The sequence below is a fragment of the Zobellia laminariae genome (assembly GCF_030553095.1).
In the GTDB taxonomy this organism is placed as follows: Bacteria; Bacteroidota; Bacteroidia; order Flavobacteriales; family Flavobacteriaceae; genus Zobellia; species Zobellia laminariae.
The window spans coordinates 3,360,178-3,376,277 of record NZ_CP130738.1 but is presented as its reverse complement, the minus strand read 5'-3'; the positions used below and the strand labels follow the sequence as shown (position 1 = coordinate 3,376,277).

Sequence of the window (16,100 nt, the reverse complement as noted above, 5' to 3'; positions counted from 1 at the left end):
TTACATCACTTTTTCAAAACTGATTTATCAATTCAATCTAAGCATTGGATGTGGCTTAAAAATATTATTAAATCCAAATGTAGTAGATAATGCTACCGGTAAATATCTCAAAGTAGAGTTTGGAAGCTTACTTAATTTTTTAAAATACTCTATCCTTATTTCTTGAACATTATTCATGGGTTCTCTCAAACCGTCATTTTCGCATTTAGTAGCTGATTCAATTTCAATGTGTGAACGACATGCTAAAGGTCGAGCCTTATATATACTACATAAGTTATTTACTAAAAAAGGACATGCGAGCTTATCACTATTCACTTTTTCTCTGTAAATTCTATTAACCTCTGATATATTATTGATAGTCTTATTAGAACCTAAATCTACATAGTGTTCATTAAAATGAGCTGCCCATAATGCTATTTGTCTTCTAACTATCAAATACAAGTCATGATTCATTTCAGAACGAATAAATTCTACTATAGGCAGCTCTTCGTGTGAAACTATTTCAATTGGTTGGTAACAACAATGAGAACAACCTTTTCTACATTGATTTTTAATAGCTCCAATATCTTTGTCCAAATCACAGTGAACTCTTTTTATTTCTTTCGAAATTAACTCGAAATTAAAATTCATAACAATATAAATTTCTGCTCAATTATTACCAAACGCAAGAGTATAAGAAATACCGATTTCCCTGTATATCTATTTCACCCCTAATTTAATTAAATCTAGCGAAGTATTAAGATTTGTTCTACAATAAAAATTAATAGGTTCTTACTTAACCTCAGTAGGAAGAAACCCAAATTGTGCCTTAAAGCATTTGGTAAAATAAGAAGGAGAGGAAAAGCCTACTTTAAAGCAGACCTCACTGATAGATTCGTTTCCGTTTTCTATCATTTTCTTGGCTTTTTCAAGCCTTATCTTTCTCAAGAATTCATTTGCGGAGTAACCGGTGAGCGCTTTTATCTTCCGGTATAATTGACTTCTACTTAGATTTAATTCCTCTGCCAACTGCTCTACATTAAGGTTTTCATCCGATAAATTATCGGTAACATAATCCAGTACCTTGCCAATAAAACCCTTATCCAATTCAGACGTATTTTCAGGTATTTTTACGTTGTTGGAGTCATTTAAATACTTATTAAAAAGCACTTGCCTGCTGCTAAGAATCTGTTTTAGCTGCGCCTTTAAAACGGTCATCTCAAAAGGTTTGGTCAGGTAGATATCCGCTCCGCAGTCAATTCCCTTTACCCAATCATCCGTCATGGTTTTGGCGGTTAGCATAAGTATAGGAATGTGGCTTGTTTTAAGGTCTTCCCTAATATGCCTACAAAACTCAAAACCGTCCATTTCCGGCATAACCACATCCGACAGGATAATATCCGGCGTTCTTTTTTCTGCAGCTTTTAATCCCTCGGTACCATTTACCGCTTCAATTACAGCATACTCATCTTTAAGTTCACTTTTTAGGTAAGTACGTAGCTCCGCATTATCCTCCACAATAAGCAATGTAGTGCCCGAGCCCTTATTGGAAAGCCTTTCCACTATATCTTCATCTACCTTAACCAGTGGTAAATCCTCTTCTTTAGGAGTTGGTTTCAAGAAAAAGTTCACTTGGTTTAAAGTGGGCATTCCCCAGCGGAAGAAATATTCTAAATTTGGTTCCAATGCCCTCTTCGCTTTCTACTATGACCTTACCTTTTAAAAGGTCTACAAAACTTTTTACCACTTCAAGACCAATACCCGTACCTCCATAATACTGGCTGTTCATTTTTTCTACTTGATAGAAACGTTCAAAAACCTTTTCCAACTCGTCCTTACCAATTCCGCTACCGGTATCCTCTATATAAATTTCCAGAGCCCGGACCGATTCCTCCTCGTTTAAAAGGGGCAATATTACTTTATCGGCACACTTAAAAATCCCCACCGTAATGGTTCCTTTATCCGGGGTGATCTTAAAGGCATTGGAGAGAATATTAAAAATAACCTTTTCCAGCATGGAGGGATCGCTCCAAAGGGTTAACGGCGGTTCATCCGATTCTACCACCAAATGCACATCCTTTAGCGTAGCTTCTTCTTCAAAGTGACCGGTTATCTCCTTTACAAAAGACACAGCTTCCAGTTCGGACACCTTAACGTTCAGCTTGTTGATGTCCAGTTTTCTGAAATCCATCAACTCATCTATCAACCGCTTTAATCTGTTGGTGTTCTTGTGGATGATACCCAACTTTTCCTTCATCTTTTGAGAAAAAGAAGTTCCTGAATCTCTAAGAATGTCTTCTAACGGATTTAAAATAAGCGTAAGCGGAGTCCTAAATTCATGGGAGATATTAGTGAAAAATTGAATTTTTCTATCGTTCAACACTTCTTCCTGTAACCGCTTTTCGCGTTCAAATTGAACCATTCTTTTTTCCTGAACTCGCTGATTTGCCAACTTCACCAAAAAGTAAGTTATTAGTAAAATGGCCAGTATATACAGTAAAATAGCCGTAGTTGTACCCCACCAAGGTGCTAAAACAGTAAGCCGTAAAGTCTTTGGTGTTTCATTCCAAACACCATCATTATTGGCTGCTTTCACCTTAAAAACATAGTCACCCACAGGAAGATTCGTATAGGTTGCACTTCTGGTTTTCCCTACATAGTTCCACCGGTTGTCAAAACCTTCTAAAAAATAGGCGTACTGGTTCTTTTTGGGCCTTGTGAAATTTATTCCCGCATATTCTATTGTAAAAACCGACTGATTATGAGTGAGGGTTAAATTTTCCGTACGGCCTATAACTTTTTCTAAAGGCGATTTTTCCGTACCTTTAAGACAACGGATTTATTAAAGAGTTTAAAATCCGTGAAGTAAACCTGAGGTTCATTACTATTGAAACTCAAATTTTTGGGGTCTATAGAATTAACCCCTTCATAACTGCCAAAATATAAAATACCGGAATCATCTTTGTAGGTAGCATTGTAATTAAAATCGTTGGCCAATAACCCATCATGAATATCAAAGTTTTTAAAGCTTTCTTTTTCTACATCCAATCTAGAAATACCATTATTCCCGCCTAACCAGATAGCACCATTATCATCTTCTAAAATTGAAGCTATAGTCTGTTGTCCTAAACCATTTCTATCCCCATACCAAATAAATATATCTTTAGATGGGTCATATTTACATAAACCTCCACCGTCCGTGCCGATCCAAATGATATTCTTGCTATCCTCAAATAGCGATACTATTCTATCTACTATAAGTTTTTGACCAGTATCTCCGTGCATGCGCTCTATTAAAGAAATAGCCTTGTCTCCCTCAGAAAAATCATTAGCTATTTTATAAAGTCCGCCTGTGGTTCCTAACCAAATAACATCATTACTATCTACCAAGATTTTACGCACTTCTCCATGACTAGGAATTACATCTTGGTAAATTTGAGAATTGTGAGGAGTGAATTTTTTAGTTGCCGGATTAAAGGAATGCAACCCTGTTACATAAGAGCCAATCCAAATAATTCCGTTTTTGTCTTCATCAAATGCCATAATGCGGTTACTTGTTAGCCCACCATTGGTATTTGAAATCGTATAGTTAATAAATGTTGATGTGTTTTTTGGAAGATAATAGATACCAGAATTCCATGTTCCCACCCAAAGATTTCCTTTACTATCAAAAAACATTCCCGAAACAGCTGCCGCATGCAGGTTAGTTGCTATTGAATTTTCAGGGTCTTTTAAATGAACAATACTTTTATCCGCAGCATTATATACATCTATGCCACCCCCATCTAAACCAATCCACAACCTACCTTCTTGATCACTAGCAATACCTGTAACAGAAGGAAGTAGCAGGGAGTTATTGATATTGGCCAAGCTTTCAATATCCTTAAATTTATCAAACAACTTATCGTAAACCCCTACCCCTTTGTTGTAGTACCCAATCCAAATACGTTCTTGACTATCTACGAAAACAGACCAAATGGAGTTTGATTTTACACTTTTAACATCAAATTTATCATAGCGATAATTCTTAATTAGTGTTCCATTTGACTTTAGTACAAAAAGCCCGTCATTCTCCGTACCACATATGATATTACCATCTGTGCCTTGGGCAATGGATAATACCCGTTCCGCAGTTATTTTAAAAGAATCTATTTTATACTTATTTGAAGAGTGCAGTTTTATTTTGATCAATCCGTCCGATAGCGTACCTAACCAGATTGCACCTTCTTTATCTTCAAATAAAGTCTCAATATTTAAATTCAGATTTTCAGCTATTTCGCCGTTCTCAATTATAATCTGCGAGGGTTTAACCTTAACCCCATCATATTCAAAAAGACCGTAATTAGTAGCTACAAATACGTTACCTGTTTTGCTTTTTAAAATACAATTTACTTGTATGGCCGATTTGGCTATGGTAGACTGAAAAGGAATTGACTCACTGCGTAAGGTTAACGGGTCTACTCTAAATACCCCATGGTAATGAGAACCTACTAAAAGCTCTCCATTAATACCCTCTTGAATTGCTCTAATTAGGACACCGTTTTCTAATCCGGGTTCTCCCTTCAACTCTATTTTATCAAAATTATCAAAATCTCTATTGTACAAATCCAAGCCCGTTTCCGTACCTATCCAAAATCTATTAGATTTATCAATGTACGACGTGTGGATAAGCGAATTGCTCAGCGATTTTGGCTCGCTAATATCTTGCTTATAGGTAGTAAAATCAATACCATTATACTTCTTTAGTCCCACCCCATTGGTACCCATCCAAATAAGGCCCATGCTGTCTTCAACGATAGTGGAAACGGCTCTTTGGGTATTATCTTGTTCTATATCTATAAAGGTGTAATCGTCATTTGAATTTTGCCCATAGAGATGACATTGCGTAAGAAAGACGCAAAAAACTAAACTCAAAATTATATTACTTAATCTCATATTGCAGTGCTTCTTCTCTATTGTATTTTTAAAAGTTGATATTTGATAAGGTGAAAAACCAAAATATGATGTGCATTATGGAATTGGTTAGAAGATAGGACAAATGACTATTGCACACAAACAGATTAGTTGTTCTGCACCATATCCAGACTCCGGTATTACTTTTTTACGTAACGGGTTTTCCAGAGTATCTTGCCTATTTTATACTTTCCTTCCAAATACACATCATTATCTGAGAAAAACTGAAAAGAGACCGTCAATACACCCATCCCATATTGAAACACAAGTAACATTAGTTTGCTATTCATAAGAGTGATTAATTTAGGTGAAACAGAATGCTCTTAAACCAAATTGCCGGTAGTTTCAACCACCGGCAATATAGTTTATAAAATAAATTAGAAACTGTTGCTCAGACCTATCTAGCACGTCTGGCTGCAACAGGTTTACCTATTCATTTCCTTTGTTATAATCTGTCAAGAATTTCTCTAAACCACTATCTGTTAACGGGTGCTTAAGCAGACCTTCTATAGCTGACAATGGACCTGTCATTACATCTGACCCCAATTTAGCACAGTTGATTACGTGCATGGTGTGACGTACAGAAGCCGACAAAATTTGTGTTTCAAAACCGTAGTTATCATATATTAGACGGATTTCTTCAATCAAACGCATACCGTCTGTAGAAATATCATCTAATCTACCTAAGAACGGAGACACATAAGTGGCACCAGCTTTAGCTGCCAATAATGCCTGACCTACAGAAAACACTAGAGTGACGTTTGTTTTTATTCCTTTATCAGAGAAATATTTACATGCCTTTACCCCATCTGCAATCATTGGCAATTTTACCACAATCTGAGGATGTAAAGCGGCTAGCTCCTCACCTTCTTTGATCATACCTGCATAATCGGTTGCAATAACCTCAGCAGAAACATCTCCTTCAACTTTTTCACAAATTGCCAAGTAATGCTTTAAAATATTGTCCTTTCCGGTAATACCTTCCTTAGCCATTAAAGAAGGGTTGGTAGTTACGCCATCCAAAACACCTAACTCATAGGCGCTTTGAATGTCGTTTAAATTTGCTGTATCTATAAAAAACTTCATATATTCTAGATGTACTGATTAATAATGTTTTCGAACAATTCTTGCTTACCACTCTTAAGCTCTAACTCGCCATTTGTAGTTGCTAAATCGTATAAGTTTTCAAGGCTTAATTTACCTCCTTCAAACTCTTTTCCTTTTCCTGAATCAAAAGAGCTGTAACGGTTTTCACGAAGCTTGGTATAATCAGAAGACTGGATAATTTTATCGGCCGTAATTAAACCTCTTGCAAACGTGTCCGCACCACCAATATGAGCCAAGAAAATATCTTCTAGGTCAGTAGAATTTCTTCTGATCTTAGCATCAAAATTAACACCTCCACCTTGTAGACCGCCAGCTTGTAAGAATACCAACATAGCTTCAGTAGTTTCTTGAATGTTATTTGGGAACTGATCTGTATCCCATCCGTTTTGGTAATCCCCACGGTTTGCATCTAAACTACCTAACATTCCTGCTTTAGCGGCAACTTCCATTTCATGCTGAAAAGTGTGTTGTGCTAAAGTTGCATGGTTTACTTCTATGTTTATTTTAAAATCTTTATCCAATCCGTACTCTTTTAAGAAACCGATCGCCGTAGCCGAATCAAAATCATACTGGTGCTTGGTTGGCTCCATTGGTTTTGGTTCAATAAAGAAATTACCTTTAAAACCTTGCTTACGAGCATAATCTCTAGCCATAGTTAAGAACTGCGCCATATGATCTAATTCGCGACCCATATTGGTGTTCAAAAGAGACATATACCCTTCACGACCTCCCCAGAAAACATAGTTCTCACCGTCTAATGCAATAGTCGCATCCATCGCTAATTTTACTTGACCACCTGCTCTAGCAACCACATCAAAATCTGGGTTTGTAGCAGCACCATTCATGTATCTTGGATTAGAGAAACAGTTAGCCGTACCCCACAGTAACTTAATACCCGAAGCCGCTTTTTTCTCCTTTATATAATCTGTAATACTAGCTAATCTTTTTTCTGATTCAGCAAAAGTTGGACCTTCTTGAATCAAATCGAAATCATGAAAACAGAAATAATCAAATCCCATTTTACTGATAAACTCAAAAGCAGCATCTGCTTTATCTTTTGCAGCTTGAACGGCATCTGAAGATTTATCCCAAGCAAAATTCTGTGTACCTGGGCCAAATGGATCAGAACCTTGCCCACAGAACGTATGCCAGTATGCGATAGCAAATTTGAAGTGCTCCTTCATGGTCTTGCCCGCTACAACTTGTTCTGGGTTGTAATATTTAAATGCTAAAGGGTTGTCTGATTCTTTCCCTTCAAACTTAATTTCTCCAATACCTTTAAAGTACTCTTTGTCTCCTAATAATGCCATGTTACTTGTTTTTTAATAATTGTTCTAATTCTTTTTTCCATGCGGAATATGCAGATTGTAATGCTTCTTTTTCTGCGGAAGGTTTATAGCTCATGACATAATCATTAGCCATAATCTGTTCGCCAAAGCTTGAAAAATCTCCATCACGTAAAATACAGGCCCTAGCTGCGCCAATGGCACCTGTGGTATTATATATTTCTATCTCGCGGTCAATAAGCGTTGCTATTGTATTCGAGAAAATTTCTGATCTAAACAGGTTATCGTTTCCTGCACGTATTTTTGTAGCGGTAATACCGTCTGACCTAAGGATTTCCATACCGTATACAAAAGAGAAGGCAATACCTTCCAATGAAGCTCTGCACAAATGCGCTTTGGTATGGTTGTTTAAATTGATATCAAACATATTTGTACCTAAATCCACATTGTTCAACATGCGTTCTGCACCGTTTCCAAATGGCAATATTTTTACACCATCCGAACCTTGTGGCACGGAATTGGCCAAATCGTTCATTTCATCATATGAAGCTACAGCCAAGTTGTTCAACAACCATCTGTACTGAATACCAGCTCCGTTTATACAAAGTAGTTTACCTATGTTCTGATTTTCCGCACTGTAATTAACGTGTGCAAAATTGTTAACTCGTGAGCTTTCTTTAACAGAAAGATTATCTGTTATCGCATAAATAACCCCCGATGTCCCACCGGTAGCAGCTACCTCACCTGGATTAAAAACATTTAAGGACAACGCATTGTTAGGCTGATCTCCTGCACGGTATAAAATAGGCGTACCCACTTTTAAACCTGATTCTTTTGCTCCTTGTTCCGATACTTTACTTTGAACAGAAAAAGTATCAACTATTTCAGGCACATGAGATTCGTTCAATCCGTAATAGTCCAATAACCAAGTGGCTAAGCTATTCGTTTTAAAATCCCAGAATACACCTTCGGATAAACCAGATAAAGTTGTGTTTGCGGTGCCACTTAATCTACAGGCTATATAATCTCCCGGTAGCATGAACTTATGAATACGTTCAAAAGTTTCCGGTTCATTTTCCTTGACCCACTTTAATTTGGATGCGGTAAAATTAGAGGGCGAGTTTAATAAGTTCTCACTACAACGGTCGTTGCCCAACTCATCAAATGCTTTTTGACCAATACCTACCGCTCTACTATCGCACCAAATAATGGAATCACGCAAAGGCTTTAGGTTCTCATCAACAACCACCAATCCGTGCATCTGGTATGAAATACCAACACCTGTAACCTCTTCTGGTTTTATATTATTTTCTGATAACAATGTTTTTGTAGCGGTACAAACATGTTTCCACCATGTATCTGGATCTTGTTCTGCCCAACCATTGTTGATAGCTAGAATATCCATTTCTGTTTTAGGTTCGCTCACTACGGCAACGGGTTTACCCGTACTCACCTCAACTAAGGCCGCTTTTATTGACGAACTTCCTATATCGTAACCTATACTGTACATAATTTTTTGGTGTTTGTAAGTGCTTTTGTCTTTTGAACGTTATCCTATTGGATATTTTGTATTCCCTTAAAAACCAAGCCCTTTTGTCAAATTTAAACTATAACTTAAAACGAGTTCTAGATAATTCGTTTTAGTACTAAAAATACGAAATAGAACCATTTGTAAATTCAAAATTTCACAATCACAACCCATTTAAAATCAGATATTTACAATATTTTGTATTTTTCGAAATGGGTTTCGTAAAAAGCGTAGCTCCAAAATGCTATTTTAGCGATCGGAACGGCAAAAAAGAAGTAATATCTTAATGGGATATTTAGTATCTTGATACAGTTATGAAACGAAAACTTAGTTTAGACGATATTGCCAAGCATTTTAAAGTCTCTAAATCTACCGTATCCAAGGCGTTAAATGATAGCCATGAAATAAGCGCCAAAACCAAGGCGAAAATTATTGCGTATGCCCGGGAACATAAGTACCGTCCCAACCTTAATGCAATCAATCTTAGAAAAGAACCTTCGCAATCTGTGGGTGTCATCATTCCAAATATCCTCAACTACTTCTTTGCCCAAGTTATTAGCGGTGTAGAGAAAGTATTGAATGACCACGGCTATAATATGATTGCCTGCATCTCTAACGAATCTTACACAAAGGAGGTTGCCATTACCGAAATGTTGCGCAAAGGAGCTATATCCGGGCTCTTAGTTTCGTTGGCGGAAGAAACAGGTAAACTGGATAACACAGACCATTTTGAGCCCTTCTTGAACAAAGGGGTACCCGTAGTAATGTTTGATCGCGTATCATCAAAGTTGAACTGTGACAAAGTAACCATAGATGATACCAAAGCTGCATATAATGCAACGGAGCACCTTATAAAATCTGGATGTAAACGTATTGCCGTAGTTTCCCTATTGGGAGACCTTGAGATTTCACGGCTGAGAATTAACGGCTACCACCAGTGTCTTAAGGACCATAATTTAGACCTAGATCAGAGCTTGATTTTTGAAAAGCTGGAAAAGTCTTTTATGGAAGTGGAAATACGAAAATTGCTTTCCGCGGGAAAAGTGGATGCCATTTTAGGTTTGGAGGAAGAAGCGGGCGTTACCTCCTTATTGACCGCTAATTCATTGGCCATTAAAATACCCAAAGAGCTTTCCATTATTTGCTTTACTAACGGAATTCTTCCTAAATATGTAGTTCCTAGTTTAACATCTATCAGTCAACACGGGTATCATATGGGTGAGCGTGCCGCTCAACAATTGGTAAATAGAATAGAACAAAACGATACCGAAAAACCATTTGAAACCGAAGTTATCAAAACCACTATGATTGAGCGGGATTCTACAATACCCTTAATTAAAACTTAGTTTTCCCTCTTAGAAAAAGAACAATTGATTGACCCGTATAGTCTGACCTTTTTGAGGCTGCGCTACTATTTTCAAGTATGAATACGATTTCTTTGGAAGCTGTATTGATATCTCTTTAAGCCGGTCCAAATTGTTTTCATTGGCAAACATCTCCTTCTTGATCATTTGCCAATCTTTCTTGTCATCGGAAGCCCAAATGGAGACAAATTTCAATGGTGATTTCTTTTGATTGTTGTGAATACCACAGCTTAAAACCACCTCATTTATTTTGGGGACCGTTGCACTAAAATCAACAATGGCCTCGAGTGGATTTTTGTTATAAGACGCCCAGAATTTAGAGAATCCTATTTTTTCATTATTCCGAACGGCATCGGTCAATATTTTTTCTGTATCACCTGTATACGAGCTTAAAACGCCAAGGATACAAAACTTCAATACCATCGGGCACTAGGCCTCTATCGTAAAAAATATAGGAAACAGGTTTGCTAGGTAACCAGCCTTCTTTATGGGCTAACGTTTTAATGGTTTGTTGTCTTTTCCCTTTTAAATCCAATAAAAACGCTTTTTTAAAAGCTACTGAAGTGGAGTCTGGTTCACTCCCATCTAAAGTATATTGAATGGTAACTCCGTTCATTTTATGCCCAAGAGAAATCAAATCACCGGAACTAATTATGTTACCATCGTTGACCAAAGTTGGTGGTGTTAATTGTAACTCTTCTTCTGGATTTGGAATATAGCCTTCGTTAATAATAACGTTGGGCAACCCACTTCTTAACACCTCTATATCCTCAGCTTCCAAATTGGTATTCCATACGAACACTTCCTTTAGACTCCTTAAGCCTTTCAAATGCTCCAACACAGTCGCGTCGATAGCGGTCCCTGACAAGGATAACGTTTCTAATTTAGTACAACTCGCCAATGATGCTAAAGACTCACTGCTGATATCCGTAAAATTGAGCACCAAGTGCTCTAGGTTACCTAACTTTCCTATAGTCTGCAAATGTTGACTTGTTATGGGAAGGTTAGCCAAATTTAAATACACTACTTGATCTTTTACCTTTTCAAGCTCCGTTAAGTTGTTTTCTTGAAAAGCGCTTCTACCGAAAATAACAACGTCAATAGCTGGTGACGTAGGTGATTTTTGAACTACCGTTCTATATGGATTATTGAGTTCCTTGATGGTTTGAGCTGTTATAAAATCGAACTCATATTGCTTATCCTCAATAGATTTTAGCCATTTGCCGGTAACAAGTTGTTTTAAGGTATCCCCTTCTTTTAGTTGAGCATAAGTAATTTGGTCATCGGCACCATGTTCAATCCAAATCTGCATTAATTCTATTTCTCCTGCCGTCAATTGGGGTTTTCCTTCGGGTGGCATATGCTCTTCATCTTCTATAGGTAAAGCTGCTCTTTTCAATAAAAGGCTTTCTTCCGCATTATGAGCTAACCATACGTCTCCATTCTCACCACCTTTGGTTATGGCTTCGATTGTGGTCAAATCCAAATCGCCTTTATGCTTTTGGGGATTGTGGCAACTAGTACATTTCGCTTTTAAAATGGGAGCTATATACGCCGAATAAATAGGTGTATTTTCATCTACGATTTCTTCTTTTGAAGCAGTAATAGGCTCCATTAAAAAATTGGTGCCATGGGTCAATCCCGCTCCAAAGTGCCCGCCTACGAGCACTCCTATCAAACCAACATATAGTAATATTTGAAATACTTTTTTATAAGTGTAACACCAAACCAAAGCATATATGACAAAACACAAGGCAATACCTACCCACTTGTGAAGCGTCAACAGCTCTGAGTCATAACCTTCTAGGGATAACAATAATCCCATGAGGGTTGCTAGAACCGTGGTAAACGATGTGAGTAATAAGAGAGCGAAGTTTATCTTTTCAAAAGAAGCCGGGTCCAGTTGTTTTTTGAACAAATTGAGCAATACCAAAAGCACAATAAACGCTACCGGAAAGTGTAAAACCAATGGATGCATTCTTCCCAAAGGTTGAACCCAAAACGGAACTTTCATATATCCTTCAAAGAGCACCAAAAATGCAAGCAAAACATGCAGAAAGAATAAAACATTTAAAAAGAAAGGGACAGTTTTTTTCATATAGCTACGCTAGAATATCTTTTACCACATGGCCATGAACATCGGTCAACCTAAATCTTCTACCTAGGTGTTTGTGCGTTAGCTTTTCATGGTCCAAGCCCATTAAGTGCATGATCGTTGCATGTAAATCATGAATATGCACAGGGCTTTCTACAATGTTATATCCTAACTCATCTGTCTTACCATAAGACATCCCAGCCTTTACGCCACCACCGGCCATAAAAATGCTAAAACAACGAGGATGATGGTCTCGTCCGTAATTATCTTTGGTCAGCTTCCCTTGGCAATAGTTGGTTCTACCAAATTCTCCGCTCCATATCACTAAGGTTTCATCTAAAAGTCCCCTTTGTTTTAAATCGGTAATCAATGCTGCAGATGCTTTATCTACATCTTTTGCCTGTCCTTTAATTTCGCCTACCAAGTTATTATGCTGATCCCAACCTTGATGATACAATTGCACAAAACGAACACCGGATTCGGACAGTTTTCTAGCTAACAAACAATTGGCTGCATAGGTACCCGGTACCATACAATCAGGACCATATAGTTTTTTAATATGATCTGGTTCTTTAGAAACATCGGTGATTTCTGGCACGGCCGTTTGCATTCTAAAAGCCATTTCATATTGTTTGATTTTTGCTGGAATTTCCGGATCACCAAACTCATCATACCCCAATTGATTTAACGAAGCCAAGTGGTCTAGCATCTTACGACGGGTTTCCCTATCCATTCCTTTTGGATTGTTCAAGTATAGAATTGGGTCTTCACTGGCACTCAATTGCACCCCTTGGTGCGAACTATCTAAAAACCCGTTAGACCATAATTTTGAGTATACTCCTTGTCCATTACCTTTTCCTTTGGAAAGCAACACGCAGTACGCAGGTAAATTTTGATTCTCACTACCCAGTCCATAACTAAACCAAGAACCAATACTAGGCCTGTTACCCACTTGGGCTCCGGTTTGCATGAAAGTTAGGGCAGGATCATGGTTAATAGCATCTGTATGCATGCTCTTTATCATGCAAATATCATCTGTGATTTTGGCAATATTAGGAAGAAGCTCGCTTACCCAAGTACCGGATTCTCCATATTGTTTAAAGCTGAATTTAGACCCCACTAACGGAAACGATTCTTGACCTGCGGTCATGCCTGTCAATTTTTGCTCTCCTCTAATTGATGGCGGAAGTTCTTGACCGAACATGTCGTTCAATTTAGGTTTGTAGTCAAATGTCTCCAATTGAGAAGGTGCACCGTTTTGCACCAATAAGATGATTCGTTTGGCTTTGGCAGCAAAGTGTTTTAACCCTAGAGGCAACTGTTCTTCGGCTGCTTTCTTTCCTGTTAACAAATCCGGCATTAAAAGCGAGCCTAAAGCCACGCCGCCCATTCCCATGGCCATTTTACCTAAAAAATGTCTTCGGTTCGTATTCAAGTAATGTTCAAAAACTTCTTTATCCATATTGTTTGATTGACCGTTAACCTTTTACTATTGTTTCTTCTAGATTGTAGATGGTGTGAATGATTTGCATGAGTGCTGCAACTTTAACTTCATCCCTATCTTTCAAAATAGGATACTCCCCTACTTCAATAAAATCTATTGCCTTCTGCTTATCGTTTGCAAAAGCATCTTCCTGATCATGGTAATACCCCACTAACATTTCCTTTTCTTGGGGTTTAATGGTTCTGCTCATAATGCGCCCAAAAGCTTCCACTATCTTCTCATCTACGGTACTTTCTTCTTGTATTAATGTTTCCGATAATACCCGAGAAGCTTCCAAAATAGTTGGGTCATTTAAAGCAATAAGTGCTTGAAGCGGAGTCATAGTAGATTGTCGTTTCACCTCGCATTGGTCACGTGTGGCAGCATCAAAAGTTAACTGTACCGGAGGAAGCGTGGTTCGTTTTATAAAAACATAAATACCACGTCTATACAGGTCTTTGCCATGGTCTTGTACATAATTCGCCAAAATACCACGCCCTGAACTTGCTGCTTCCCAGATACCATCTGGCTGATACACCTTTACGCTACGACCTCCTATTTCCTCGTTTAACAAACCACTAGTTGCCAATGCATGGTCTCTAATAGTCTCCGCACTAAAGCGCAAACGGCTCATATGCGACAAATACCTATTGTCTGGATCTAACGCGAGTTTTTTATCATCAACCACAGAAGATTGCTTGTAGGTAGAAGACATAACTATTTGCTTCACCAAACGTTTCATATCCCAATCATTCTCTATGAAATCTGCGGAAAGCCAGTTCAGCAAACCAATATGCGTGGGTAAATCTCCTGCATACCAAAATCTCCGGAAGACCTAACAATACCTTCTCCAAAAATTTCTTGCCATACCCTATTGACAAAAACCCTACTTGTTAAAGGATTTTTGACATCAAAGAGCCATTTTGTAAGCCCAAGACGATTACTATCGTAAACAAGCGTATCAAACTTTAAAACTGACTCTGGTGTGCTTGGCTGAACAATCTCTCCTTTATCATCATATACCCCTCTATTCAATACGTGAGTTGTTCTAATATCCGCCTTCTCCTCAATAACCATGACCTCTATATCCTCTGGCTCTTTTTTATTCACAAACGGAAGTTCCTTTTCAACAACCTCATCCGTAATTGTGATTAGCGGAGCTTCTGCCAATACTTCTCCCATAGGTTTTGACCTATGAATTACTTTATCAAAAAAGGCAAAAGTGTTGAAGTATTCTTTCTGTGAAATAGGATCATATTTATGATCATGGCACTTAGCACATTCCAATGTCAATCCTAAAAATGCTTTGCTACCAAAAGTATTGGTTCTATCGGTTACATTTTCTATTCTAAACTCTTCTTCAATTATGCCCGCCTCTTGGTTTATTTTGTGGTTTCTATTGAAGCCTGTTGCCAAAATAGTTTCTATATTTTTCTTGGGCATTAAATCTCCCGCTAGCTGGTAGGTTACAAACTTTTTATAACTATAATTTTCATTGAATGCATGAATTACCCAATCTCGCCAAGGCCACATGGTACGTAACTGATCGTTCTGAAATCCGTGCGAATCTGCATAGCGCGCTACATCTAACCAATGACTGGCCATTTTTTCACCATAATGAGCGCTGCCCAATAATTCATCTACTATTTGTTCGTAAGCATCAGGAGCATTGTCACCAATGAATTTTTCTCGCATTTCAGGTGTAGGCGGCAAACCTGTAATATCTAATGAAACCCTTTTCAACAAACGTTCTTTATCTGCAATCTGGTTTGGCTCAAGGTTAACCTCATCCAGTTTTTCCAAAACAAAATGGTCAATCTCATTATTCACCCATTCCGAATCCGTATTAGGAATTTCTGGCTTTTCCACCGGACTAAAAGCCCAATGAGCATCATACACCGCACCTTGTTCTATCCACTTTTTCAACACCTTTATTTCGTAGTCAGACAGTTTTAAATTGGAGTCCACAGGAGGCATGAGGTTGGAACTGTCTTTAGCCGTAATCCGCTGATACACCACCGATTTTTCAATGTTCTTAGGCACTATCGCAAACTCGTTCTCAGAATCTTTTAAGGCCCCATAAGCACCTTCTGGAGTATCTAACCGTAAATCTTCCGACCTTTTATTCGCATCCGGACCATGGCAATTAAAACACTTGTCAGATAATATAGGCCGCACATCAAAATTATAGTCTACCCTATCCGGCACTTTTTTCTGCGGAATGGAAGCGTATTGGCCCTCTTCTTTACAAGAGACCAGAAGTAAACTTAGGACGACAAGCTGTAAAACGATTTTTTTCATAAAC

At 38.0% G+C, this 16,100-nt stretch carries 12 protein-coding genes and 1 pseudogene; 1 reads left to right on the top strand and 12 read right to left on the bottom strand.

The genetic code is table 11. The annotated features are described in order from the left end of the window. Nucleotides 1–27: 27 nt before the first annotated feature. From Q5W13_RS16160 to Q5W13_RS16125, 8 genes are all read right to left on the bottom strand, one after another. On the bottom strand, nucleotides 28–630 hold the full coding sequence (locus tag Q5W13_RS16160) for a YkgJ family cysteine cluster protein (RefSeq protein WP_304443716.1): 603 nt from the start codon (nucleotides 628–630) through the stop codon (nucleotides 28–30). A 141-nt stretch (nucleotides 631–771) separates the two neighbouring features. After that, nucleotides 772–1,599 (bottom strand): response regulator transcription factor, encoded by an 828-nt coding sequence (locus Q5W13_RS16155; RefSeq protein WP_304443715.1) that lies wholly within the window; start codon nucleotides 1,597–1,599, stop codon nucleotides 772–774. Beyond that, nucleotides 1,583–2,707 carry an ATP-binding protein gene (locus Q5W13_RS16150; RefSeq protein ID WP_304446528.1) on the bottom strand — a complete coding sequence of 375 codons (1,125 nt, stop codon included), beginning with the start codon at nucleotides 2,705–2,707 and terminating at the stop codon, nucleotides 1,583–1,585. The genes Q5W13_RS16155 and Q5W13_RS16150 overlap by 17 nt, the downstream gene beginning before the upstream one ends. 74 nt (nucleotides 2,708–2,781) lie before the next feature. Then, nucleotides 2,782–4,893 carry a ligand-binding sensor domain-containing protein gene (locus Q5W13_RS16145; RefSeq protein WP_304443714.1) on the bottom strand — a complete coding sequence of 704 codons (2,112 nt, stop codon included), beginning with the start codon at nucleotides 4,891–4,893 and terminating at the stop codon, nucleotides 2,782–2,784. A gap of 179 nt (nucleotides 4,894–5,072) precedes the next feature. Beyond that, nucleotides 5,073–5,222 carry a hypothetical protein gene (locus Q5W13_RS16140; RefSeq protein WP_304443713.1) on the bottom strand — a complete coding sequence of 50 codons (150 nt, stop codon included), beginning with the start codon at nucleotides 5,220–5,222 and terminating at the stop codon, nucleotides 5,073–5,075. A gap of 139 nt (nucleotides 5,223–5,361) precedes the next feature. Then, a complete protein-coding gene (gene fsa / locus Q5W13_RS16135; RefSeq protein ID WP_304443712.1) occupies nucleotides 5,362–6,018 on the bottom strand; it encodes a fructose-6-phosphate aldolase in 657 nt (218 codons plus the stop codon). 5 nt (nucleotides 6,019–6,023) lie between these two features. Further along, complete coding sequence (xylA, locus tag Q5W13_RS16130) at nucleotides 6,024–7,349, bottom strand: xylose isomerase (protein ID WP_304443711.1); 1,326 nt, start codon at nucleotides 7,347–7,349, stop codon at nucleotides 6,024–6,026. A gap of 1 nt (nucleotide 7,350) precedes the next feature. Further along, complete coding sequence (locus tag Q5W13_RS16125; protein WP_304443710.1) at nucleotides 7,351–8,835, bottom strand: xylulokinase; 1,485 nt, start codon at nucleotides 8,833–8,835, stop codon at nucleotides 7,351–7,353. 332 nt (nucleotides 8,836–9,167) lie between these two features. On the opposite strand from Q5W13_RS16125, the gene Q5W13_RS16120 reads away from it, so the two are divergent. After that, nucleotides 9,168–10,199, top strand: a complete 1,032-nt coding sequence (locus tag Q5W13_RS16120) for a LacI family DNA-binding transcriptional regulator (RefSeq protein ID WP_304443709.1) — start codon at nucleotides 9,168–9,170, stop codon at nucleotides 10,197–10,199. Between the two features lie 9 nt (nucleotides 10,200–10,208). Here the strand turns inward: Q5W13_RS16120 and Q5W13_RS16115 are convergent, their stop codons facing one another. The 4 genes and pseudogenes from Q5W13_RS16115 to Q5W13_RS16100 form a co-directional block, all read right to left on the bottom strand. Continuing rightward, nucleotides 10,209–10,640, bottom strand: a complete 432-nt coding sequence (locus tag Q5W13_RS16115; protein ID WP_304443708.1) for a DUF3999 family protein — start codon at nucleotides 10,638–10,640, stop codon at nucleotides 10,209–10,211. Further along, nucleotides 10,591–12,315 (bottom strand): c-type cytochrome domain-containing protein, encoded by a 1,725-nt coding sequence (locus Q5W13_RS16110; protein ID WP_304443707.1) that lies wholly within the window; start codon nucleotides 12,313–12,315, stop codon nucleotides 10,591–10,593. The genes Q5W13_RS16115 and Q5W13_RS16110 overlap by 50 nt, the downstream gene beginning before the upstream one ends. Before the next feature lie 4 nt (nucleotides 12,316–12,319). Beyond that, on the bottom strand, nucleotides 12,320–13,774 hold the full coding sequence (locus tag Q5W13_RS16105) for a DUF1501 domain-containing protein (protein WP_304443706.1): 1,455 nt from the start codon (nucleotides 13,772–13,774) through the stop codon (nucleotides 12,320–12,322). A 16-nt stretch (nucleotides 13,775–13,790) separates the two neighbouring features. Continuing rightward, nucleotides 13,791–16,096, bottom strand: a pseudogene (locus tag Q5W13_RS16100) (PSD1 and planctomycete cytochrome C domain-containing protein). Between the last annotated feature and the right edge of the window lie 4 nt (nucleotides 16,097–16,100).